Genomic DNA, 25,459 nt, shown 5'->3' on the forward strand with positions numbered 1-25,459 from the left:
AATCACTTGCGAGGTGTCCTTACCTTGGCAGTGTCGGAAACCCCTTGGGTAGTTGACTGATCGCCACTTCCGGGTATGCGACGATAGGCACATCCTGTCGTCCTCTCGGTAGAACCGGGCGACTCAGGATAATCCCACCTTCACGTCAGTCCGAAGTCAGGGAGTTCCTGGACCAGGCCACTCCCCGCTTTGACGCATATCTGAAGCCACCGTGAGTACACGCAGCGTGCACGCCCCAATGACACCGTCTACCCTTAGGCCCTTCCCCAGCACAGAAGAAGAGGCCCCTATCTGGTTTGCCCGACGTTGAAATGCTTTTGTTAGTCTTTTACCGTCGCTTGATTTCAGATAGTCATTACCCGGATTCGCTGGTAGTCCGTAGCCTAGAGCGGCAAACTCGACCAATATAGATCGCTCGTTAGGCTATTGAGCCGCGTTATATGGAACACCGTCGCAGGTCGCAGTGGAAGGCACGTATGGGACTGGATTTCCGGGAGGCCGAACTTCCCAACTTGGCAGCTCCAGATCATCTGTGTCGATGCAAACTAGGTTGGTCGGCAGCTTGATCTGCCAAGGCGCTCCTTCAGCTACTCCCTCTTGATCGGGCGTATCCGAAATCGCACTGTCGATTGCCTTAATCTCATCTATGATAGATAAGTATTGAGGGCTCCCTATTACAGGGGCATCACCGTCGGCCCACAGAATACCTGTTGTAATATAAAGGCTAACGTGATTCTCGTATCCTCTGCGAACGGGAACGACTACCCGACTGTATCCGGCCCCAAGGAAGCGAGCAAATACCGGGTCAGAATTCCCCGCTGCAAGCTTTTCGGGCCACGTACTCTTGCGTCCCCAGAAATATGGGTAAAAGGTGTATACGATATTTTCCCATTCAAATGAATGCTCAAAGAAACGGACAATTGGAGCTTCTTTCAATGCGGCACTGTTGTCGATAACCGGCACGTGATCGACCAGGTTGATCGAAGAGAAATTGTCAAAGTGTTGGTTGGTTAAAAGCTCTAACGCAGCCCGTTTCAGTTCTCCTTTCTCAATACTTCTATACTCAATGTCGTTCCTAATAGATATATTCTGCTGTCCAAGTTTGGCCTCTGCAATTCTTCGATCAAAGTCCTCCTTAGCAAGTTTATATGATGTACTTATAGCAGCATAGGCTTCAAGCTGCCACTTCGAAAGCGCCTCATCCGTACGTTGCAGAATCAACGATACGCCGCACATCCACTTAGTCGTGTTGTATCCCCAGCCCCGCAGCCGAATGTCCTTTCTAAGCGGCGGGTAAAAGAATTTCGTCGACGCCCAATACTCTGTGTCCCACATCGTACTTCCAATTGCGAAAGTTAGGAACGCTCCGTCGCCCCTAACATGTTGAAAGACGTAGGTCGCGTAGGCGTGAACCGCCTCATAGTCATCTGGAACAGTGAACTTACCGCTGTCCGGCCCGCCCCCCCCGGCTTGGTCCTCTGCTAACAGGGTGATCGGACCGCGAAACTGAAATGCTTTGGGTGGCTCGGGGATGTCAGCGTGATACTTTGCCGAAAGGCCTTTATAGTTATCTACAGTGATGTCTTCTGCGGTTATGTTTGGCTCCTCCGGTGGAATCATATTGCCCTGTTCTCTGGGGGCAGCCTGTTGACTGTATTGGTAGTATGCCGCAGGTTCTGGGACCCAGAACTCGATCATCAGGCGGCTTCCGTAATTTAGAACTTGGCACCAGTAATGCTTGTCAACATACCGGTATAGTCCAACAATCGACTTGTCACCGCTTGCGAAGGAATGCTTATTTGTTTCGGTCCGCTCGGAGATCATCACTACCGTCTGCTGTCTTCTCGTCTTCTTTTGAATTCTCTCTATAGCTCGCGAGATAGTCTCTCTAACGTTTTTCTGTGAGACCTTGATTGACTGCTCAGCGGCTTGACTGTTGCTAGTCTTCGCGTTTGCTGACATTGAAACCGCGCCATAGGACGCAGTTACATTGATACCGGCTTCCGATTGCTTTTCATCTTTCCTAATCGACTCAAGTTCCTGGGATAACTCGAAACGATCGGTCGATTGGAGGTCTTTCTCGGACTCTGTTGTTTCTTCGGTTTCAAGTATTATCTGCTGCTCTGTGCGATCCAATAAAGTATGAATACGTTCCCTAGCCTCTCCGGCAAGAACATTCTCTATATGAGCAACCTCTCCAAGCGCATATTTCTGAAGTTGCTGCTTTACAATTTTCAAATCACCGATGCCTGCAGGTTGTATCGGATTTGGATGGGAGACATCCTGGAGAACGCTCGAAAGACCTGGCCCTGCCCCGAACGCTACTTGGACGCAAAGTTGCTCAGCCGTAGCCTGTATTTGCGGAATGGCTCCCCTCGCGATCGACTCAGCAACCTGTTCCAGCGCCCTATCAGCTTGAATCATCGCTGACGTGGAGAGTGGGGAAAGAAGCGTAGAGGTGACAGCTAACGCCGCATTGTCAAGTTGATTGGAAAGGGAAAAAATGCTGGCCGTGGCCAATACTCCTCCCGGTGACAAAGATGTGAGGAAGGCCTGCAAATCCGGCATAGCTCCCAGGCGACCTATAGCCGCCGCATGGAGCACAAAGTCGTTAGTTGCATTAGGTGTGCGTACGACATCATTTTGGCCGTCTGAAGTAACGACAGCAGCGGGATCGGGAGTAGTACCGATCTCATTTGCAGAGATTGATTGCGCTAGAAACCTCCTGCCGGCGCGCGCAAGAAGCGCAGTTTTTACGTCTTTAACTAAGGCATCGAATTTCGCCTCTTGGGCGGCCGTTTGAGCTTCAGTTTTTTGTTTCCGCCGGTCCTTCTGCGCCCAATCTATGAAGGATTTGAGATCCGCAGGGATTACAATGTCAGCCCAAAAAACCCGTTCATCCGCGTTCGACTGGGTGGCCGAATGGTATTGCGCGATATGTAGAAGCCGAAGGATTGTAAAAAGGCTGTTGGCGTCGTCCGGGTTTCTGCCAGAAATCAGGCGCGCTGCTAAATGATCCCATACATGGATAGATATTTCCGGCCCCACCCCCCCTTGCGCGAATAAGTCCGCATACTTTCCCTTGATAAGGCTATTGATGCCTTCCAGATCACCCTCACGGATTGCATCTCCAATCAAGCGAGCAACGTCCGAGCTATCGGTGAAAGTCGCGAAGTTAGGTATGGTACCAACGTTGTTGGCACTTAAGAAAGAGTCCGCGACGCTAATCAACTGTGTTGATGAAGCGTTACCAGCCACGGCGGCTGAAAGATCGCTCCACAGTTGCGTCTGTTCTGGGGGGCGGTTGATAAAATAATATTTCAGCGCGTCAGCACTCGGTGGCCGACTGGCTCTGACCAGAGCAAACTTATTGACTATTCCACCCGGTGCTTCCGCAATCATTGCAACCTCCCTACAGGTTATTTTGTGAAAGCAGCGCGCAATTGATTGACCGCGTATGGTAGGAACAACGCTGCGCCCGACAGAAAGTACCCTGAAAGGCTGGTGACAAAGTTTCCAACATCCGCCGGGGCAACGAAGGCTTTAAACAAGACCACGTTCCCAACAGCCCAAAAGAAAGCGGCCATTGCTACGCCGCCAATCAGCCCAATGACTCGACTGTAGCTAGTCTCGTCAGGAACTGTGGGCGGCGCATTCGTGTAGCCTTGGAGTGCTGCAGGCCTCGCTTCTTCAGTTTTTTCCTTAACAGCAGAGCGAATGTCAGTGTTATTAAGTACAACTGATAGAAGTTTGATAACAGCGAGGTTGTATATTGCAAGAATCGCATACATTAGAATGGCTTCCTGGGTCATGGCGCGCCTCTGCCTTATGCGGGGTTGTACTGAAGATAGTTTAGTCCTTCTTTATCTGTGGGTATTCCAAAGACACTTCGATATGTTTGAACGACATCGCGAATTACACCGGGAACTTCCATGTCCACACCGTTATCTTGAAAGGTGGCATAAGTGCCAGGTCCCGCGGCATACGCTCGCCGACCAGTGGCGTCAGCTAAGCGTTGGGCGTAGGTGTCTGTGAGCTTATCCATTATAAAAGCTCGCAGTGATCCGACGTTGATCTCGAATGTTCCGGCTCGTTTGGTGGGCTTAGCCAGATTCGGAGCTATAAAGTTGATCGAGGACAGCTCATAATCTCGCGGAATTATTCTCACGTATGACTCTGGATTGCTACTTGGCGTGATAGGCGGTTTCGCACGCCGTATGACTCGCATAAGTCGCATTACATCTTGATCGCTGTTGCATCCCCAAATCCAACTGGCACCGCCATCTGCAAATGCTGTCTTCCAGTAGGCAAGCGCTTCCGCCGATTGGACTGTGGCGAGAAAATCCTGCTTTCGTGGATCAAGGTCGGCGGGATCTCTTTTCTCGCCCGGCATTTGCTGAAGGGGGACAAGCCTTGCGTGTGGGCCATCGCCAACAACTCTTTGGTATGCCCATGTGTTTGTCAGTATTGGCCCATCCGCGTAGGCATGCGAAAAAAAACTGAACTCGACGATTTTGCCGTTGACAGCACTCACTTGCTTTAGCGTTTCAGAGTATATGTCCACTATGGAAATAATCTTGTCGAGTCGCTTAAACGGAACATGATCGCCGTTAGCAAGTCGTTTGTACTGGTCCGGTCGGATCGGCTCCCGCAGTGCTGAGGACGATCTCACAGGTGCCGAAGTATTGGGCTTGTATATAGCCCGCTTGATCAATCCGGCCCGCACATCAAAAGTAATCGCCATGAACTGACTCGAGCGAAACTTACGCGCAAGAAAGCGCTCTCGAGAAAGGCAACACCGATCCCAATGATTCTTCTTGTCCGGGCTGTATTCATGCCCAGCAATCAAGATGGCGACTAAGGTAGAAGCCATTTGAATTGTTCCCCCCAAGGTGAATTCAACCATAGGTCGGATTTTTTTTCAAGTACATTTTAGATTAGTGACCACAGTAAGCTGTTCGCCAACGCTGCGAGGATGCGGATCACTGCGTTTTCAAAATGATTGAAGATTCACACCTACGCGGCTGTAGGTTCCTACGACAACATCAACATCAGCGACTTTGGTGATGGTCTCGTCTTCACACGAGGCCGACGAAATCCATGGCGAGCTTGATGGTTATGCGTTCTACTTGGTCGGCGACGAATTCATTGTTGCCATCGGTTCACAGCGCTGGGAAATCGAACTTGACCAAGCTCGCTCTTCAAAACCAAAAGCCAGGCATCTCGGCGGCCCGTCAAATCCGTCGCTCCTTCCTTTATCGGTTGCGCCACCCAACTGCTGACAGTTCGTGCGCGCCGCATGCATGCCGAAATTTCACACGACTGGCCGCGCCGCTCGACCATGCCGGATAAAGAAGGCCGGGCGCAGCAAATGACTTCTGCTATTCCGTGCGTTTGGGAGGCTGGTCAGTATCACGGTCACTCAGTCATTAGGAGTGAAGAAAGCCGCAGATCCTGCGATGGTTTCGACCAATAGATTCCGGTCTAAATACACGTTGCGTTGTTCGCAACTCGTTTCGGCGATGAGCAGACAGCCGTGGCAGGCCGCGCCATGGAGCGCTCGGTCCTCTGATGCTTTGGTTGGGTCGTGATCAGCACAGATGGGGTCACCAGAACATAGCCCGAGACGGCTGAGAGCAGACGCCATGACGCCCGGGAAGCGGCGCGTGACCTCGACCAGACCGCCGAGCGTTCCCTGATTACCGGCGCTGGCGGTATAGATGAGGATACCGCATTCCTTCGGCTGGCCTGGTAGACCAGGAATTAGATAAAGGCGCTCTTTCAACGAGCTCGCGGGATAGCCGCAGTCGATCGCCACCTCGTTGATCAGAGCATGAGAAAGGCTATGCGCCATCGTGTACTCGATGTGCTCTCCTTCCCACGCCATCTTGTCTGAAGCGCCACGGTCGCGACGCGATTTCTTCCAGGCTCTGAGACCGCCTTCCAAGACAGATCTACGCTCTCGAACCGCTGATCGCGATGCCCACGCCATTAGCGCAACAGGGTCGAAGCGTATGAAAAAGCCTTCACCGTACTGCTCGATCGCCGGCAACCATTCCGGAACCTCGCCTAGCGGCGCGCCGTTCACAGCGAGACCAACATCCTCCACCCCATCGTCAGCCAATGGGGCCGGTTCAAAGCGCGTGAAACCATAGAGGCAGGACACCTCCCGAAGCCGGTGGACCGCCACTAGGTCCTTGATCCCGGCAAGCATAGGTTCACGTTTCGGATCCCAGAGGTTTCGATCGAGCGTTTCGGCATGGAGTCGGGCGTCGGGGCGGTTCTCGCCGATTAGCGCGCGCCCGCTCGCCAGCAATTGGAACTCAGCAATCCGAGGATTCATCTGGTCGGTCTGATCCGAATTCTTTCCGGCCGCTGTTCGAGCTTCTATTCGAGCGAAGACGTCGGTATCGGAGAATGGTCCTAGGTTCGCCGCGACAACTGGGTTGAACCGTTTCGCCATGGCGACCTCGATTGCGGACGAGCAGGTGCTCACGTTCGACCACACCACGTCGAGCGCCTTGTCGAGCGCGTCGTTCGCTTGGGGCAACGAGATCACACGTACGATCTGAGGAAAGTATGTGTTGGTTGCACTCCGGGTGAGGAGCCGGAGTGAAATGTCGCAGCCGTCCGGATCGTCCGGACCAATCCAAGGTCTCTTGCCGCTGCACGGCCCGAGCCGACCGGGTTGAAAAAGCTCCTCCAGCGAAAGCTGCGCGCCGCATTCACAGACGATGCGAGTGTCGCGGGGATCGGCGCTCGTACCGGAATCCTCGAGCCACATCGCCCTACGGCAGGCACCGCCTTCGCCCCGCGCCTCGCCAAAGCGCCCGGCATGCACGACGCGCCGCCACTCGATATCCTGCAAGTGCCCCTTCTCGCATCCGCAAACGAACCGGAGCGGCGAGGCGTGGCGCGTCTTACCGTCGTCGCCTTTCCAGTCGAGCCGCTTCGGTGCCTCCAGTTCACTGAAGCGGACGATGCGGCGTCGGTTGGGTGCATCGCCGGCGATGGAGTCGCAGGCGAACCACTCCGGAAACACCTTCGCCTTGATGGCCGGTGACGGTAAGCGCGGGTTTCCGGGATCAATCGGCGGAGTGCGGAAACTAAGCGGCTTTTCTGAGGAAATTCGCTTGTCATTGCCACCCGCAAGCCGGCGCTCCAGCAACTGCGCGAGCCGCGGTTCCTCGATTGGCTGGAATGCCTGGGGACCGAAGGATTCCCAATGGTCGAGTCCCATCACTAGGACGGAACGGTCGGGCAGATCCATCATCGCACCTGGCCCAAAAAGCCCGACCACTTGCCCCATGCGTATCTGGTCTTTTGCCATAGAGGACCTCAGCTCAGCGTGTTACCGAAATTGTCGATGATTTTCAGGACCGACGCATGTTCGACGTCGCGCATCGAACGACCCGCCTTAAAGGCTTTAAGGTCGGGATCGAGGCCCGCCAGCAGCGGATCGAGCGGCTGGTGTAGTAGCGCCTGAGTGCCCGGATAGCCGTAGTAAAGTCTCTCAGCGTTTCCGCGACGGTCGTCGGCGATTCGTCGCCAGGTGGTGAGCAACTCCTCCACGATGGTCTTGAGTGCAGCATGTCCTCCGACAACTGATTCCGGGGGTGCACGGGAGAGGATCACGTCGACAATCTCCGGCACCAGCACATGGTCGGGCATCTCAACAGCGTTGCGCTCGTCGGTCAGCTCCGGATGCAGGTGCCGAACACAGGCCACGATGACGGCGGCCAGTGCTCGGTCGATCGCTCGTGCCGCCCAAGGCGTCACGCTGGTCGGTTCGACGACGCGGTAGAACGCTGCATGGAACTGGCGGAAGCGCTCGAAGTGTAGGCGATCGCGCGGCTTCTGTGCGTTGAGGAGTGTCACCACCAGTCCTGGCTTGTCTGGCAATCTCCCTACGCGGCTCGATGCCTGAATGTACTCCGAGGCCGACTTCGGCTGTCCCTGCATCAACATCAGCCCTAGGCGACCTATGTCGAGGCCGACGGAGATCATATTTGTGGCGAGCGCTACATCGACGCCCGCCTTGTCGGCGGCCACCACCGCAAGCGAGTCCTTCGCCGCGGCCACCTTGTCGGTGCTTTCGCGTGAGGTGAGTTCGAGCACGTCGCGCATGCGACGGCTCGCGAAGGGCTGATCGGGTGGGGCGACGCGCCGCCGCTTGTCTCCGTAGTCTGAGAGATAACTGCGCACCTCGTCTTCAACGATGCGTCGTGCGCCACCGAGTTCGCGCAGCGCGTTGAAATAGCCAAGCGCGGTCATATAGGGATCGGCGTCGTTGCCCTCGTCAGCCTCCTTCTGGGCGGCGGCGAGCAACGTGGTCAGCGTTCGCAGGAAGACGAGCTTTGGGCCCTTGCCCGGAGCGGCGAGTCCTAAGTACAGCCGCGCTGGACGTTGGGTCGGCGGTACGGTCTCTGCAAAGAAGCTGTCGCGTCGGTCTGGACCCGGTGGAGGAAAGATCTCGGTGGTCTTGCGGTCGAAGAGCGCCTTGATCTGTGCCGTGGCGCGCCGGACGGTCGCCGTGGAGGCGACTATCTTGGGTCGAACACGTAGGCCCATCATCGTTCGACTAGCAAGCCGATCGAGAGCAACTTCGTAGAGCGCCGCGACCGTACCGAGAGGTCCGCTGATCAGGTGCAGCTCGTCCTGGATAATCAAGTCCGGCGGGTCGAGTGCGAACCCGTTGCCTAGCGGCCTTCCGTCCCCCGCCTTATCGTTCGCGCCGTAAAAGCCCCATTCGTCCGTGCGGTTCACATGGCCGAAAAAGGCGCCCGCCTCGCCGAGCCAGGGAAGCCCAGCGAACTTGTCGACGGTGGCGATTATGAAGGCCGGGAGTCGACGGTAGATCGCCTCGTCGACGGTAAGAATTGGCAGCGCCCGCCCGCCGGTGAAGTCGCAGTCCGCATTGGTACAGCGAATCTCCATGTTCTTCGGTGCAATGGCGTTAGGCGTGCAGGCAAAGCTGTCGGCTGTGAAGGGCTCCGCGCACCATGGGCAGGCCTTGATCGGCGCTGGCGCTTCCCGGCCTGAGGTCTTAAAGCGCTTGACGCGGATGACCGCCGTGTCCGGATTGGGGTTGCCTTGGCCGCCGAGACGGTTCGGCGATGCGGCGGACCCGACCCAAAGGCCGATCTCGATCGGCCAGTCACCCAGGAGACGCTGCGTGCCTTCCATCCAGGCAGTCTCGCCACGCATCAGTTCCAGCGCGCAGACAACGCCCGCCGCGCGCGACAACTGGTCGAGCGTGAGCAGACGCAGCGTATAGCGCATCAGCACCGAGACGCCCGCGCCAAGTTTCCCGCCCGCCGTCAGGCGGCGATGAGCAATTGTCCAGGCGGCGAGGCCGAGATAGGCTTCCGTCTTACCGCCGCCCGTCGGGAAGAACAGCAGGTCGACGATTTCCCGGTCCTCGTGCAGCTTGTCCTTCAGGCCGGGCAAGTTGAGCAGCACGAAGGCGAGTTGGAACGGCCGCCAAGTCGGCTGCTTCTGCGCCGCCGGATCGCCGTTGCGGCCCGCTGTGCGCTGCCGTGCCGCACGGGCGACGGCCTCATTCATCGCCTGGAAGGCCAGCCGCGCCCACTTGTCCTTCTTTAGGAGCGCGATGCCCGCCTCGATGCGTCTCTGTGCGCGGCGGGCAGCATCAAGCAGTCGGTCAGCAGTCCTACGCCGCGGCTCTCCGTCAATGTTTCGGATACCGCCCGCTTCGGTGTCGATCCAGCTTGCGTATTCGCGGGGAAGGCCCGAGAGCGCGGTTACCAGCGCATCCGGATCGCCTGCAGCGAGCGCCGCCAAATCGTCCATGCCAAACGATGCCCTGATCCGTTCGTTTGGCTCGACCCGTTCCACCTCTGCCATGGGCAAGAAGTCTGTATGCGCGGTACGCACTACGCCATCCTCGTCCGGTACCCAGCCTGCAGACGCGGCGTTGCCGACCGCGAACTCGGCCACGTCGCGATAGTGGAGATCGGCGGTTGCTGCGTCCGGATCGTCGGAGCCGAATCCTGTCATATCCGTGCGAGGAAATAGGGGCAGGTGGCTGCGGACCTCCAACTTGACCTGAAAGGCAAAGGTCACGTCCGCAAAGCGGCGGCGCGCCGGGTCGCGGCGGTTGACGAGCATGATCGTGAGCGCCACGACGTCGGCGTTGCTGCCATCCGGCTGCTTGAGGCCGTAGGGCCGCGCGAATGCTTCGACGACCAGGCCGCCACCGGGGCGCTGTTTGCCAGCCGAACCCTCAAGCGTACGGACGATGCGTTCCCCTGGATTCGGTACCGGAATTGTCACTCGGGCCATGCCAGGAATCCGCTGCCACGCAACGTTCCTGTGTTTCGGGTCGAATGCAGCCGCGTCATCAATGAAAACTTCCGGCGGCAGTGGCGGCTCGGTTACATAGTCGCCCCAGGTCGCGTTTACGTCGACTGTTTCTGCACGTGCATCGACCAGCACGGTCAGCCCGCACGCGGACGGTGCGAGCGGTCTCCTTGGGGCAGGATCGTCGGGCGCGGTATCGTCGGCTGCACGAGCATTTCCTGTCTCCGGATCTTCTTGCTCTTCCCCGTCGGTGACCATATCGCCGGTCTCCTCCGGCTGATCCACTTCATCAACGCCGTCCGTTGGAGCTGGCACCAGGAATCCTGTGAGGTACCAGCGCGACGGATTGGTATCGAGTTTCTCGCCCGCAATGTCTATGTCATGCAAGTCGGGTCCGATCAGATCGCGCCGAAGAGTTTCGACGAGACGACCGCGGACGGCTGTTGGCGATTTCGGATCGATGCTCATAGTTCCCACTCACATTCGTCGGCGTCCCGCGACACCCGCTAACCCAGTCCTATACGTAGACGGCTTCCCGTCCTTCCTGATAGTCGCCCACCACCCAGATGAAACTCTGGATGTCGATCCTGTCACGCGGATGCATGTCCGCCAGTTCCCGCTCTGTCTTCCCGACGAGATCGAGCAGGCTCTCGTAGACCGGCAGGCAAAGCCGCGCTTCGTAAACGTCGGCGAAACGGTGGCCGACGCGGGTCGCGAAATCCTTGGTGGCTTCAGGCTTAAGGAACATGTGAGTGGCGGGTCGCCAGAGATATGGCAGGTAGGTCGCGACAGTCCATTTCGCGTTGTCGTGCGGCTTCAGCGCGTGCTCCATCGCAAGAAGGTGTGACTTGTTGCCATCCAGCGTGAAGCGAGCTGCAGCCTGGACGAAATCGTCGGCATGGGGACCACGCAGCACGTCCTGCAGCCGCGTCTTTTCGAAGGGCGAGAGCATGTTCGTGGCCCGGAACACTGCAAGCACCGCTTCGCCGAATCCTGTCCCATCGACCGCCTTTTCGAGCGGCGCTGTATCGTCGAGCTTAGCTTTTGCCGCAAGCTTGTAGTTGCGCTCCTGCGATGCATATCCGTCGGAATGGAAGCCCTTCGGAAAGAAGGTCAGGAAGCGCTTCCTGGCCCCGTCGAAGCCGAAATATTTCGGGTCGCTCTTCCCCGCGTCATCGTGCAACTGCCGCCAGACGTCGTCTGCGTCGTCTCCCTCGGCGCAGCGAACGCCATCGGCGAGACCGAAGTAGCGGTTATTCATCCGAACGAGGCGAAGCTCCTTCTTGCCGAGCTTGGCGGATCGGATCGTTTCGGCCTTGCTCATTCTGGCGTCTCCAGGTTCGAAACGCTTGTCAGCCTTGCTGCCATGCGCTCCTCGATGTGTAAGCGCATGCTGCCATCGTACTTGGCCATCCATGCCGTATGAAAAACAATGATATCAGGCATCGTTCTCCTCCCCGCCGTCTACCTCGTCATCTTCTCCTTCATCCACCGGAACCATCCCTGCCGCGCGCTCAGCAGCAGAGCGTTCAGCGTTCAGCGCAAGGAGGCGGGCAAAGACTTCGTCCTTGAACTCTTCAGGCCAGTCGAGACGGGTCTTGGGCGTTTTGCCTTCATCGGCGTCCTGCTCGATGAACTCAGGCAATACGCGGTTTGCTAGATCATCCCAGCCATAGGCGCGCAGCACTTCGACATCCATCTCGTGATGCAGTGCACGCAGACGCGCGATGTCAGCGGCGTTTTCACCGCGGGCATGAAAGCGGTTGTAAGTCTTGGTTAGGCCTTCACTGCGGGCAATCATCAACTGGGTGCGGAAGGCGTGATAGTTCGCGGCGGCCGCTTCGAGGATAGGAGTGGTTTCGAAAGAGGAAGGGAGTGGAAAAGACGAAAAGCACTTTCTTGGCGTGTACGTAGGGCGATCTTCTAATGTCGAACCGAAGAAGCGCGCCCATCCTTCGTGCAGCCTTGACTGTAGGAGGGCAAAAACGCTCGGGGAGCAGTAGGCAAAAACGATAAGGCGCTGATCAAAAACCGCAGTTCTCGGGATCAACGTTAATGCGTGATGAGCACTCACCTGTGACAGTGCGATAACGTGAGGAAGGTTTGCAACAGCCTTATAGAGACCCGGCTGCCGATCCCCGAAACGCCACCATCGTTCGCGGCGTGCCTTGCGGGCGTCCTTATCTCTTTGTGGCTTGACTAATCTTTCAACGATGCCCATCAGGTCGGGCCATCCACTCCGAGCCTCAACTTCGGTCATTTCGTCGAAATCGATTACATATCGCCGATGGCTGCTTTTCGGATCGTTGTTGACGTCTTCGCCACCGATGTATGGAAAAATGCGCTCCGCATTTCTGGGATCGTTCGCGATCAGCGTCCGCATCGTCTCGAGGCTTTCTGCCTCACCCCTCGTAGCGGCAACATCATCGAAGGTGAATCCTACGCCGAGAACAATGGAGCCCTGAAAGGCCCTTCCCGAATTGGCTGCCAGCGCGTTCGGCGAGGTGTCAAGATCGCCCTCCACCAGATAGGCCGAGATGCGGCGCACTTGTTTTGAATCGAGCACCGGCGAGACCGCACTACCCTTCATTGCATGAACGACGGAAACAACAACTGCTGCCTCGCCCGGCCACTTTAGCCGTCGGGTGGCCCGGAAAATCGCGCCTCCATCAGCAATGATTTTTGTTAGACCTGACGCGCGAGTATCGCCCTGGCCTATGGTATTGGTGGCAATGAGTCCGAAAGCCCCGCCCTGGCGCAACAGGTGGAATGAGCGTAGGAAGAAATGCGCCACTAGGTCGGCATTGCCATGCGACCCTTCATGCATGGCCTGCAGCCAGGATAGATAGTGGTCACGATTTCCGGCAATGATAGTATTCTTGCCGGCGAAGGGCGGATTGCCGACGATGGCGTCGTAACCGGGATTGCCGGCGCGTGCCCTAGGATCAAACACCTCGGGGAACTCCACCTCCCAGTGGAACGGCTGCAGTGCGCCCTTACCGGTGGTGAGGCTGCGTGAACGAGCCACGATGCGGTCGAACCAGTCCGACGCCGTGATATTGGTCTGGACGATCTTCTGGAAATCCACCAGCGCGGCTATGCGAGGCTTCGACTTGCCTGCCGAGAAGAACGCGGCGAGCACGCCATCGCCGACAAGCCTCGCCATGTCGAGCCGCGCGTCTACGATGCGCAATCGCTCGCCGAGTTCTGCGGCAGTCGCCGATTCCGCCCGCTTCTGAATTTCGAGACGCAGCCGCTCAGCTTCCTGCAAATGGTCGGACACGAGTTTTCCGACGAAGGTCGGTTGCTTCGTGGTGTCCCAGTGCGTCGCTGCGATCTGGTCCTTGGTCAGGCCCACGAGACTGTCGCCGCATTTCAGTGCGTGATCGACGAACGTGAACTCGTGGTCGCGTGCGAGCGTGGCGAGCCACAGCGACAGCTTGGCGAGGTCGACCGCTCGCGGGTTCCTATCGACGCCGTAGAGGCAACGCTGTGCGACCAGCCGCCGGGCATGCAGCGGCTCGTCTTCGTCCGGCGGTATGGTGGGGCGAGTCTGCGGCCAGCGCGCCCAAGCCAGCACCAGCCGGTCGCCGAGCGCCCGGCAGGCCTCCACCAGGAATGCGCCCGAGCCCATGGCCGGGTCGCAGACTTTGAGCGAAAGTACATCCTCCGGCTTGGCATCCGGACCAATGCGCTCGAAGGCGGGTTCCAACGCGTGTTGCACGATGGGGGCAGTGAGCGAGCGCGGTGTGTAATGGCTGCCTGTTCGCCTGCGCTCGTCGGTCGGCTGCAGGAGTGGCATTCCGGGAGCGGCGATGGCAGCGCCCGGCGAGGCGCGTTCATCGACGATAGGCGTCAGTGCCACGACGAGCTCCTCGATCGTGCCGGCCTCCTTCAGAGCCGCGGCGACCTTGTCCGTCACCTTGCCCCGGTCAGCTTCCTTATTAAGAAATTTCGTCCGCTCGTTTGGCTTCTCCGCGAGCAGCTTGTTCAGGTTCACGAAGACAGGAGTCTTGTCGTTCTTGCCCGCGCGGATAGCCAACGCAGGTCCGTCCATTGTTTCCACCGTGAAGCCCATCACGGTCTCGTAGACGCTGCCGATCTGCTCCACGTCGAGCGTGCGGTAAGATAGCTTGTCTCCTCCAAGCACCAGCAGGCGGTCGAGTACCTTCGTCACGCACTCGTCCGATACCTCGGCGGGCCTCGGCGAGTCCCCGGTTTCGTCCTGGCCCTGCAGGAAGGGAAAGGCGCCGGGGTCGAACAACTTGCCGCCGCGCCCGCGAATCCAGTCCCGGGAGGGGTCCCCCTGATGAACGAGGCGGAACAGCGTAAGTAGTCGCGACCAGGCGCCACGGCGCAGGTGCATGGTCAGCTCGTGCCGAGCACGATCCTCCACTAGCCGCGCATGCAACGTCCGCACGCCGTAGCCCTGGTCGTAGAGCCGTCGCGCCTCGGCGTCTGTGCGCGAGGGAATGAGTTCGCGATCCTCGGCGTATAGCAGGAACACCAGGCGCAGTAGAACGGTCAGCAGGCCGTCATAGACGTGCTCGGACCGTTCGCGGGCGAGCCGTTCTATGCGCGCGCGGTCGGCGTCGTGCAGGCCGCGCATCAGCTCGTGCAGCGCGCCGAGCACCTGAGCCGCAAGCTTGGTCGACACCTCCGCCTGCTCGTCGCGGCTCTTCTGGAGCAGCGCTGGCAGGCGGCGTTCCGGTGCATCATTGTGCAACCGGAAAGAGGAGAGGAGTAACTTCAGGCCGCCAAGCATGGGCCGGCCGCCGACCTCGCCGAGCGAGCGTAGCGGGAATCGCAACCAGCCGCTGGTCTCGCCGCGCGGGGCATGGATCAGGCGCAGTTCGCTGTCGGTCACAAGGATTCCCGTGCGGACCCCTCGGTCTTTGCACAAGCGCTCCAGCCGCTGATGCGGCGTCGCCTCCCAGCCCTCCAGCGCACCGCGTCCGTCCGGGTCGACGCCTGCCGCCTCGACACGCACTAGCATCTGCCAGCCGCCTTTGGGATCGGCGACTGCCCAGTGTGGCGCGATTTCGATATCGCTTTCTTCAATGCGCAGAACCAGATCGTCGGGGATTGGCGCGCCGCCGGGACTGCCCGCCACGCGACTCGGCCGCCAGCCGAGAATGTCGGCGAAGAAGGTCCAAGCATCGAGAAGCGCCGGTCCGGGGTCTTTAAGCGACAAATGCGACTTGATCGCCTCAGTATCAGAGCGCGTCTGCTGCTCAGGAACAAGCTCATAGGCCTTCAGCACCACCGGGGCCACGACGAGCCCGACCGGCTGGACGTGACCGAGCCATTCCTCGTTCGGATCGAATGCTGCCATGCTCAATTCCCCTCCGGCCAGAGGTAAACGAGTCCTATCGTCTCCAGCCGATCCGCGACCACGCTGTAGGACTCACGTACGCGACGAGGGCCCGTATCGATGTCGCTCGTGAGGCGGTCGAGCTTCGCCTTCCAGTGCCGTCTGTCGCGCCGTCGCTGCTCGACCTCCTCTACGATCTCAGGCAGGAAGCTCATCTGCTTGTCGTCCGGCTCGGCGTCGGCCTTGGCGATGCGCGCGCGCTGGTCTTCCAGCAGGCGCTTCAGCGAGGTCGCCTCCGCCTCGGCAATCCTGGCTAGATCCTTCGCCGCCTCGGCTTTGGCCTCCTCGGCGCGGGCGCGCAGCTCCGGTTCCAGGTCAGCAGCATCCTGGGCGGCGTACTTGCGTATGCGATCAACGATCTGGGGTGCGGGCACGCGAGCAGCCCGGAACGCTTCCTCGAGCTGAACAAGTGTCGCTGCCTCACGCGTCGGACCGAAAGGCTTCAGCGGTTTGCTGCCCCGCCCAGCTTCCGTCCATGCCGCTGTCACCAGGATGATCTCCTCGTGGAGGCGCGCAGCCCCCGGCCCGTAGAGCGCCAGCCGGCCGATCAACACGACCCGAGGCTGGGCGCCGGGACCAATCACCACGCTCGCTCGTGACAAGCCAGATGCGAATCCTTGCGCCAGGAAGCGCGCCAGTAGCCGCCGGACGAGCCTATGCTCAAGGTGCACCTGAACCACGCCCTCGGCATCAACGCCGGCCGGGGTGATGGCAGGCTTGAAGCTAAAGGAGCGAACCGGGGCATCACGGCGCCAGTCCTTCAGGGTCTCACCACGTTTGCGGCGGCGAATGCGCAGGTCGTCCAATGCTTCCGCCCAGCCCGCCGTCTGGAAAGCGGGCTCCGACGGGTCAAGACGGAAGGTCAAGGTCTCTCCAACCGCGCCGTCACGGTGAGCGTCTAGCGAGGAACCCGTGCGCGTGAGGGCAACCGACATCACCGCCTTGAGGTCGTTCGGATCAACACCGACGCGCGCACGCGAATCCTCCAGCGCGGACCGGAGGTCGTCGAGCTCCTTGGCCTGGCGGGCACGGCGCGCCACGGTCGTATCGTCCATCTCCTCGACGGCCGTCTGGGTTTGCTCGTCGGGTGTCTCGCCGTCGCCGGTGATCTCACGGGCGAGCCCCTTGGCGCCGTGGATGCCATCCTGCATGAGCCGCCGGTTGATACGCTCCGCAATGACCTGGCCAGCGGATCCTAGCTCGTCGTGGATCTTCTCTGTCTTGCGAACCAGCGCCTGCAGAACGACGTCCTCCTCACGCTGCTCGTAGACGAAATATCGGCAGTGCACGACCGGAGAAGGCTGCAGCTTGCGGTCGATACGGCCATTGCGCTGCTCAAGCCGCGCAGGATTCCAAGGCAGATCGACGTGGACTAGGTCGTGGCAACGCATCTGCAGATTGATGCCCTCGCGCGCGGCATCGGTGCAGATAAGGATTCGCAGCGGGTCTTCCGTCGGATCGGCGTTGAATTGGCGCTTCAGCTCCTCGCGCCTATCCGTCGAAGTTGCGCCGGTGAAGCACGCAATGCGATCGTCCGGCAAGAGATCGTCGAGCGCCTCTTGGAGACGCTTCTCCAGCCAGCGCCGGGTATCTTCGTACTCGGTGAAGAGGATAAGACGGCGCTCGTTCCAGCGACCGCCGGAAGCCATGTTCTCGCGAATCCACTGGGCAAGGCGAATGACACGTGCATCCGGCTCCTGCGCATGCCGGCGGGCTATCTTCAGCATATCGTCGACCATGGCGAGGTCGGAGACAGCGGCTGTGGCCATCCCCGCTGCTTCGGCCGCTGCGTTCTCGTCCTGATCGAGCAGCAATTCCGCGGCAGCCTCGTCCTGCGGCTCTTCCTCCATTTCGGCAGCCTGCCCAAGCGCGCTTGCCACGAAACTTGCCGTTTCTCCTTCAGCCGCCCTCATCAGTCCTTTGCGGTGCACCTCCAACGTCCGCGCGAAGGCTGCGATGGAGGACAGGAGCCGCTGCTGCAGACCGACCAGCGTCAGCCGCACGTATCCGGCCTGCCGGGGCGGCAGTCCCTCCGCCTTCGCCCGGACCACGTCGGCATAGGCACGCAGCATAGAGGCAAGCACGAGTTCGGGCGCGCTCTGCGGCAGATCGGCGATCCGGATGGGCTCAACCTTGCGGAGCGGGAAGCGCTCGCCGAAATGGCGCAGGTCCGACTTCAGCCGTCGAACCATGACCGGATCCAGATCCTTCGGCCGGACCGGCACACCACGGGTGAAACGCTGTGGATCCAGAATTTCAAGCAGTGCCGAGAAGGAGTTCGAATGCCCGTTGTGCGGGGTGGCCGACAGGAACAGGCGGTGTTCGAACCGATCTGCAAGACCGCGCACGACGCGCGTGAACTGGCTTTCGACCGCATACTTCATGCCGCTAGCCGGCGCCGCATGATGCGCCTCGTCGAGAATGAGTAGCGAGCGCGGACGGAAGTCGCCGAGCAGGTCGCGAAGGCCGGCGACATAGGTCTCATCCGTCAACAGCGAATGCGAGAGGATGAACCGCGAGCCCGACGACCAGGGTGCGGCACCGTATCCTTGTTCCCGCCGCAGCACGTTCAAATATTCGCGGTCGATGATGGTAAACGACAGGCCGAACTTAGTCTCTAACTCATCCTGCCATTGGCGCACCGTGCCAGCAGGTGCGGCAACCAGAACAAAATCGATGCGGTGACGAAGCAGCAATTCGCGGAGGACGAGGCCGGCTTCGATCGTCTTGCCCGCACCGACGTCGTCGGCAATCAGGAGGTTCACGCGGGGGAGTTTTAACGCTTTGCGCAGGGGCAGAAGCTGGAAGGCATCCAGATGGATTCCGGCACGGAAAGGCGCCTGAAACAAATCACGATCAGACGACGTTGCAGTGTTCCATCGGAGCGTCTTGAGATAAGCGGAAAAGGTCGCCGGGTCGTCGGTGCCTTGCTTGGCAATCTGTCCCCAGCCTTCGTCGGCAAGCACCTCGGCATCAAGTTCGGCGTCCCAGAGAACTTCAACCGTCTCGCCCGCAGCATCATCGTCGATGCAGGCCAGTCGAACGACCGGAAAGTTAGTGCTCGGTGGTGCACTCTCCACCAGCCAGCGGCGCGCACGAACGCGCACAAACTGTCCAACTGATGGCGCCATAATCCCCCCCCCGCAGTCACCACCCAGGTGTGCCCGCCAAAATTTGCATGGTTACCCGACTCTTAGTAGCCGCGTAATCTTAAATGGCCAATTAAAATTCAATCGAGAGTCGTGGCTGCGAACTGCAAGGCACCTCCTCCAGTCCGGATTCCAGCTCCACGGACGTGACCCTCTCGCTGCCATTGATCCGGCGGCCCACGGAGCTTTGGAAGTGGAAGGCGATCCCTGCCCGGACATGATCGGCTCTGACAAGCCTGGGAGCGGTCTCGATGACGGTGACACTGCACCCTCTCCCGACAGCCGTCGCCGCGACCTCGAGCCCGATCAGCCCGGCTCAGATGATCACCACGCGCGCCTCGCTTCATAACAGCCGCGAGAGGGCGTCGCAGTCGACGGCGGAGCGCAGGGTCACAACCCCGCCAAGCTGGGCCGCATCGCGCGTCCGAGCCTCCGATCCAGTGAGTGGGTCAGTAGCAGCTTCTCGTAGGGAACCGACGTTCCGGTGCTTAGCTCCACAGTGCGTCGGGCACGGTCGATCGTGTGGCATTCTCGAAGTACTCGGCCGGTATGACCACCAATCGAAGCCCCTCGGTGCTGCCCTACCGATCATGATGACCAACACCATTCCTTCGGTCTGCTCCAGTCCCGCGCTGAGAAGCCTTTCTCGCCTGGTGTCGGCTAGGTCGTACATTTGAGCGGGATCCGGAAGGGATCGGGCATGGAGATGGTCTCGGCGTGAATCCTCCGAGGAGCGCTATCCTGTTTTCGAAAGAGCAACACCTGGCCCACGCTCGGCCGTGGAGGGGATGAAGACCACCGACCTACGCTCAAGCGCCGCACGCACTTTCTCGACAGCGTCGACGGTGACGGTTTCGTCAGCGGCCTCGACCCTAATGACAATTTGTCGGCTGACGCCGGCTTCTTGGGCTAGTTCATCCTGGCTCGCTCCCGCAAGTGCTCGAGCCGCTTTGATCAATCTCATCAGGGAAGGAATTGTGTCCATAACCAGAGCAAAATCGAATCCTTAGGTCGTTGTCAACAATACGCGAGAAAACAGGACTCGTTTCCGAATCCACTGCAATCATAACTTGCGTGCAACCCGCAAATGATCACAGAGAAAGCATTCCGCTCATCACATAAGCTTTCTGAGCGGAATCACAATTCGAGATAGATGCATCGACTCGTTAGTACTGTCATAATTGCAAGAAAGTCCCGATCCGCGGCGATCACAGAAACGTGAACGGAAGAACCGACGCTTTATCGCACCGCAACAAAGGATTAAGTTCTGAACAATCAAGTTAGTCAAAGTATCTATTTTTCATCCATATTAGCAAATATCGTAGGATTCAATCCTTTTCAGCGGAAATTTGGGGAAAGAACTCGACAGCGAATCCTTTTTATACTTATTGACATTTATACCTATTGCATATAAATTTATATGCTGCATAGCACAACGTTTATATGCTTGAAATATAGTTAAATCACGGCTAAACGTCCCATCCTCCTCGTTGACTACCGAGGGACTGGAAGCGGAGGTTTGCCGTGATGGACGGAACCGACAACAACAACCACGCGTCTGCTGCCACAGGAATCTGTAAGCCGACGCCAGCGGCAATCTACAGCAGCGCACAATCGCAGGCCGCTATTAATCACCAGATAGGCATATGCCGAGCGTTTGCTGAGGCTAAGGGGTGGTCTGTAATAGATTGCTTCGTTGACGACGGGTACTCGGGACTATCTATCTCCCGACCAGGGCTGGACGCCATGCTGTCCGCGGCCACGCGAACCCCTCCCCCCTTTCAAATAATCATAATGGCCGACGAAGCTAGACTCTGTCGGGACATTGAGAAGTTCAACTCGCCTTTCGAGCGGTTTGCTGAACGCGGCATCGAACTTTGGACCGTTGATGGACAGGTTATACGTCGTCCTCTGGGCTTGGCACCTGTATGCGACGATACCGATCGAAGGAGTAGATCCGGGATCCGTCGAAATATCGATCGGGTCAAAGAAGTAAAACTAACGCTGGCCCGCCTAATAGGGAGGCAAATCGCTCGCGAATTGAACGAACGCTCGGACCGAAATCCGTAGTGTCATGCGCCAGCCGAAGCTCACACTCGAGCTTAGCAGAACCAACCACAGCAACGGTACGGCCGACAATCTTCCCGCCGCTTTGGCAGGTGGTGGGCACCAGAAGGAGAAATCTGATGCGCGCTGTTTCCTATGCCCGTTACTCAACTGATCTTCAACGACCTGAGTCGGTTGAGGATCAATTTCGCGTCTGTCGGGATCTGACCGCACGCCAAAAATGGGAGGAGGTGGGCACCTACCACGACGCGGCTATCTCCGGTGACAATATGATACTTCGTCCGGGTATCCAGCAGCTCATAATGGATGCAAAACGCGGCAAGTTCGACGTCGTCGTAGCAGAGGCTCTCGATCGTATCAGCCGCGATCAAGCAGACTTGGCCAACCTGTTCAAGTTACTGAAGTTCCACAATGTGGCGATGCACACTTTGAGTGAAGGCGCCATCACCCCAATGCACGTTGGCTTTAAGGGCACAATGAACGCCATCTTTCTGGACGATCTCGTCGCAAAGATACGCCGGGGGTTACGAGGCCGGGTTGTAAGTGGATACTCAGGCGGAGGGAATTGCTACGGGTACAACGTAATCAGGAACCTGTCAGCCACAGGCGACCTCCTCTGCGGAGAGCGTGAAATCAACGAGGAGCAAGCAAACATTATTCGGAGGATATTTCGCGAATTCGCTGCCGGTGTATCGCCGACAGAGATTGCCCGTCGACTGAATGAGGAGCGGATACCCGGCCCACGAGGAACAAGCTGGTCTGACGGCACAATTCGCGGACAGGGAGGACGGGGGACGGGTATACTGAATAATGAAATGTATCTGGGGCGTAGGATCTGGAATCGCTTACGCTACATCAAAGATCCCGAGACCGGTAAGCGCGTCTCCCGAAAAAACCCGCCAGGGGAGTGGGTAGTCTCAGAAGTCCCCGAACTTAGAATTGTGGATGACGATCTTTGGCAGGCAGTGAAGGAACGACAACGAGAGATCGCTGAGCGCATGGCGAACACCATTGCAGGCGTTCGCGCGTATCATGCGCAAAACAAGCTCAACGCGGCGCGGCGACCCAAGTCGTTGCTCTCGGGATTAATCGTTTGCGGCTGCTGTGGTGGACCCTTTTCACTACGTGGGGGTGGCCGGTACGCGTGTTCGAACCACATCAGCAAATGCACCTGCACAAACTCCCGGAGCATTCCACGCGAGGTGTTGGAGCGTCGAGTTCTGATCGGTATCAAGGACCAATTAATGGACGAAGGCGCCGTCGCAGAGGCGGTACACGCTTGTGAGGTCGAGACCAACCGCCTGAGACAAGAAGGACGAGCTCATAGCGCAAGTTGGGAAAGAGAGATGGCAATGGTAAAGAAGCAAATAGGCCATGTGTTGGAAGCGGTTGCAGACGGGATGCATCATACTTCATTGAAGGAAAAATTGACATCCTTGGAGACTCGCAGAGACGAACTCGCCGAATACCTTACTCAAGTAGAAGTATCGTATGCGGTACGGAATATTCCTCAGAACGCCAGCAAGATTTATGCGTCGAAAGTCGAGCAGCTTTTAGATGCCCTACACCAGCCTGAGGAGCGGTCGGCCGCAAGAGAGGCAATTCGTTATCTAATCGAGAAGATTGTCCTTACCCCGGGGCCTAATGGCGGCGATATGGACGCTGTGCTGTACGGCGACTTGGGCACGATCCTAGGGTGGACGAACCTAAAACCTATTGAAAAGCCTTCAAAAACAGACTTCATGGCGATGAGGAGAATGACGGTGTCTGAATCGGTGGTTGCGGGGGCAGGATTTGAACCTGCGGCCTTCAGGTTATGAGCCTGACGAGCTACCGGGCTGCTCCACCCGCGCCAAGCGTAAATCCCGATGGGATTTATCGCGGTAACGTAAATCCCGAAGGGATTTATGGTCTGTGCCGAGCAAATTGCGAAGCGATTTGTCTCGTGTAAGGGACGCACTGATGACTTCGGTCTAGCAAAACAAAAGGGCCGCTTGGTGGCGGCCCGTGTTTCGGCTGGGCCGAGGCATGAAGAGAAGGTGATCTTTGTTTTCCGGATTTTATCTTGCGCTTTGCAGACCTGGCAGCGACCTACTCTCCCGCGTCTTAAGACGAAGTACCATCGGCGCTGGGGCGTTTCACGGCCGTGTTCGGAATGGGAACGGGTGCAGCCACCCCGCCAGAACCACCAGGTCGGCAAAGCGCAAGATTTGCGTCTAGCGGACGCAAACCGGATGAGAAGCTGGTGAGGTCGGCGTAAACCGCTTGCGGTTTATCGCCTTCACTCGTTTTGTTTTGAACACGTCGCTCATCTGGATGATGAGCATGAGCAATGGGAACGATCAAGCCAATCGAACGATTAGTACTGGTAAGCTTCATGCGTTGCCGCACTTCCACACCCAGCCTATCAACGTGGTCGTCTTCCACGGTTCTCAAGGGAATACTCGTTTTCAGGTTGGTTTCCCGCTTAGATGCCTTCAGCGGTTATCCATTCCATATATAGCTACCCTGCTATGCCCTTGGCAGGACAACAGGTCCACCAGAGATATGTCCATCCCGGTCCTCTCGTACTAGGGACAGATCCTGTCAATATTCCTACACCCACGGCAGATAGGGACCGAACTGTCTCACGACGTTCTGAACCCAGCTCACGTACCGCTTTAATTGGCGAACAGCCAAACCCTTGGGACCTGCTCCAGCCCCAGGATGCGATGAGCCGACATCGAGGTGCCAAACAACCCCGTCGATATGGACTCTTGGGGGTCATCAGCCTGTTATCCCCGGCGTACCTTTTATCCGTTGAGCGATGGCCCTTCCACGCGGGACCACCGGATCACTATGACCGACTTTCGTCTCTGCTCGACTTGTCAGTCTCGCAGTCAGGCGGGCTTATGCCATTGCACTCGACGACCGATTTCCGACCGGTCTGAGCCCACCATCGCGCGCCTCCGTTACTCTTTCGGAGGCGACCGCCCCAGTCAAACTACCCACCATACACTGTCCCGGATCCGGATAACGGACCGCGGTTAGACATCCATGACGATAAGGGTGGTATTTCAAGGATGGCTCCACAAGAACTGGCGTCCCTGCTTCAAAGCCTACCACCTATCCTACACATGCCGACACGAATGCCAGTGTAAAGCTATAGTAAAGGTGCACGGGGTCTTTCCGTCTGACCGCAGGAACCCCGCATCTTCACGGGGAATTCAATTTCACTGAGTCTATGCTGGAGACAGCGGGGAAGTCGTTACGCCATTCGTGCAGGTCGGAACTTACCCGACAAGGAATTTCGCTACCTTAGGACCGTTATAGTTACGGCCGCCGTTTACTGGGGCTTCGATTCAGAGCTTGCACCCCTCCTCTTAACCTTCCAGCACCGGGCAGGCGTCAGACCCTATACGTCGTCTTGCGACTTCGCAGAGCCCTGTGTTTTTGATAAACAGTCGCTACCCCCTGGTCTGTGCCACCCCAACAGACTTGCGTCCCTTGGGGTCACGCTTCTTCCGAAGTTACGCGTGCAATTTGCCGAGTTCCTTCAGCATAGTTCTCTCAAGCGCCTTGGTATACTCTACCTGACCACCTGTGTCGGTTTCGGGTACGGTCTATACGGTGGAGCTATTTCCTGGAACCGCGTCCCCGCCCACACAATCCAATAAGTGTGAACAAGTTAAGCGATCCGTCACTACCACCAGGCCCACGAATATTAACGTGGTTCCCATCGACTACGCGTGTCCGCCTCGTCTTAGGGGCCGGCTAACCCTGCTCAGATTAACTTTAAGCAGGAACCCTTGGTCTTTCGGCGAGAGGGTCTCTCACCCTCTTTATCGTTACTCATGTCAACATTCGCACTTCCGATACCTCCAGGACCCCTCACGGGTATCCCTTCACAGGCTTACGGAACGCTCCGCTACCACACGTCTTGCGACGTATCCTCAGCTTCGGTGCATGGCTTTAGCCCCGTTACATTTTCGGCGCAAAGACCCTTATTTAGACCAGTGAGCTGTTACGCTTTCTTTAAATGATGGCTGCTTCTAAGCCAACATCCTGGTTGTTTTGGGATCCTCACATCCTTTCCCACTTAGCCATGACTTGGGGACCTTAGCTGGAGGTCAGGGTTGTTGCCCTTTTCACGACGGACGTTAGCACCCGCCGTGTGTCTGCCGACTAGTACTCCTCGGTATTCGGAGTTTGGTTAGGATCAGTAAGACGGTGAGTCCCCATAGCCCATCCAGTGCTCTACCCCCGAGGGTATTCGGTCGACGCACTACCTAAATAGTTTTCGCGGAGAACCAGCTATTTCCGAGTTTGATTGGCCTTTCACCCCTAACCACAAGTCATCCCAATCTATTGCAACAGATGCGGGTTCGGTCCTCCAGTTGGTGTTACCCAACCTTCAACCTGCTCATGGCTAGATCACTCGGTTTCGGGTCTAATGCGACGAACTGAACGCCCTGTTCAGACTCGCTTTCGCTGCGCCTTCACCTATCGGCTTAAGCTTGCTCGTCACACTAAGTCGTTGACCCATTATACAAAAGGTACGCTGTCA

The 25,459-nt window shown here is 58.0% G+C and carries 13 protein-coding genes, 1 tRNA gene and 2 rRNA genes (1 of these 16 cut by a window edge); 2 read left to right on the forward strand and 14 right to left on the reverse strand.

Annotated elements, in window-relative coordinates:
* Positions 1-423: 423 nt before the first annotated feature.
* The 11 genes from FA04_RS32980 to FA04_RS33020 form a co-directional block, all read right to left on the reverse strand.
* Complete coding sequence (locus FA04_RS32980; RefSeq protein ID WP_051659476.1) at positions 424-3,402, reverse strand: hypothetical protein; 2,979 nt, start codon at positions 3,400-3,402, stop codon at positions 424-426.
* Between the two features lie 17 nt (positions 3,403-3,419).
* Entirely contained in the window at positions 3,420-3,812 is a 393-nt protein-coding gene (locus FA04_RS32985; protein WP_034799042.1) for a hypothetical protein, read from the reverse strand.
* Positions 3,813-3,826: 14 nt separating this feature from the next.
* Entirely contained in the window at positions 3,827-4,906 is a 1,080-nt protein-coding gene (locus FA04_RS32990) for a hypothetical protein (RefSeq protein WP_034799045.1), read from the reverse strand.
* Between the two features lie 516 nt (positions 4,907-5,422).
* Positions 5,423-7,330, reverse strand: a complete 1,908-nt coding sequence (drmB, locus tag FA04_RS32995; protein WP_034799048.1) for a DUF1998 domain-containing protein — start codon at positions 7,328-7,330, stop codon at positions 5,423-5,425.
* An 8-nt stretch (positions 7,331-7,338) separates the two neighbouring features.
* The gene (gene drmA, locus FA04_RS33000) at positions 7,339-10,791 is read right to left on the reverse strand and encodes a DISARM system helicase DrmA (RefSeq protein WP_034799051.1); all 3,453 of its coding nucleotides are present in this window, start codon (positions 10,789-10,791) and stop codon (positions 7,339-7,341) included.
* Between the two features lie 49 nt (positions 10,792-10,840).
* Positions 10,841-11,647 (reverse strand): hypothetical protein, encoded by an 807-nt coding sequence (locus tag FA04_RS33005; protein WP_034799053.1) that lies wholly within the window; start codon positions 11,645-11,647, stop codon positions 10,841-10,843.
* A complete protein-coding gene (locus FA04_RS36470) occupies positions 11,644-11,769 on the reverse strand; it encodes a hypothetical protein (protein ID WP_257785211.1) in 126 nt (41 codons plus the stop codon). Before FA04_RS36470 ends, FA04_RS33005 begins: the two co-directional genes overlap by 4 nt.
* Positions 11,762-15,658 (reverse strand): Eco57I restriction-modification methylase domain-containing protein, encoded by a 3,897-nt coding sequence (locus tag FA04_RS33010; protein WP_051659477.1) that lies wholly within the window; start codon positions 15,656-15,658, stop codon positions 11,762-11,764. The genes FA04_RS36470 and FA04_RS33010 overlap by 8 nt, the downstream gene beginning before the upstream one ends.
* A gap of 2 nt (positions 15,659-15,660) precedes the next feature.
* A complete protein-coding gene (gene drmD, locus FA04_RS33015) occupies positions 15,661-18,828 on the reverse strand; it encodes a DISARM system SNF2-like helicase DrmD (RefSeq protein WP_034799056.1) in 3,168 nt (1,055 codons plus the stop codon).
* 91 nt (positions 18,829-18,919) lie between these two features.
* Positions 18,920-19,156 (reverse strand): NAD-binding protein, encoded by a 237-nt coding sequence (locus FA04_RS36755; protein ID WP_082936630.1) that lies wholly within the window; start codon positions 19,154-19,156, stop codon positions 18,920-18,922.
* A 426-nt stretch (positions 19,157-19,582) separates the two neighbouring features.
* Entirely contained in the window at positions 19,583-19,831 is a 249-nt protein-coding gene (locus FA04_RS33020) for a helix-turn-helix transcriptional regulator (RefSeq protein ID WP_051659478.1), read from the reverse strand.
* 542 nt (positions 19,832-20,373) lie between these two features.
* On the opposite strand from FA04_RS33020, the gene FA04_RS36760 reads away from it, so the two are divergent.
* Both FA04_RS36760 and FA04_RS33025 read left to right on the forward strand, forming a co-directional pair.
* The gene (locus tag FA04_RS36760; protein WP_082936631.1) at positions 20,374-20,916 is read left to right on the forward strand and encodes a recombinase family protein; all 543 of its coding nucleotides are present in this window, start codon (positions 20,374-20,376) and stop codon (positions 20,914-20,916) included.
* A gap of 116 nt (positions 20,917-21,032) precedes the next feature.
* A complete protein-coding gene (locus FA04_RS33025; protein ID WP_082936647.1) occupies positions 21,033-22,733 on the forward strand; it encodes a recombinase family protein in 1,701 nt (566 codons plus the stop codon).
* Here the strand turns inward: FA04_RS33025 and FA04_RS33030 are convergent.
* The 3 genes from FA04_RS33030 to FA04_RS33040 all read right to left on the reverse strand — a co-directional run.
* Positions 22,690-22,765 (reverse strand) — tRNA-Met (locus tag FA04_RS33030). The two genes, FA04_RS33025 and FA04_RS33030, sit on opposite strands and share 44 nt — an antisense overlap.
* A 226-nt stretch (positions 22,766-22,991) precedes the next feature.
* Positions 22,992-23,106, reverse strand: a 5S ribosomal RNA gene (rrf, locus tag FA04_RS33035).
* Positions 23,107-23,251: 145 nt separating this feature from the next.
* Positions 23,252-25,459: ribosomal RNA gene (locus FA04_RS33040) — 23S ribosomal RNA — on the reverse strand (it continues 588 nt past the right edge of the window).

The sequence above is a fragment of the Ensifer adhaerens genome (assembly GCF_000697965.2).
Lineage (GTDB): Bacteria > Pseudomonadota > Alphaproteobacteria > Rhizobiales > Rhizobiaceae > Ensifer > Ensifer adhaerens.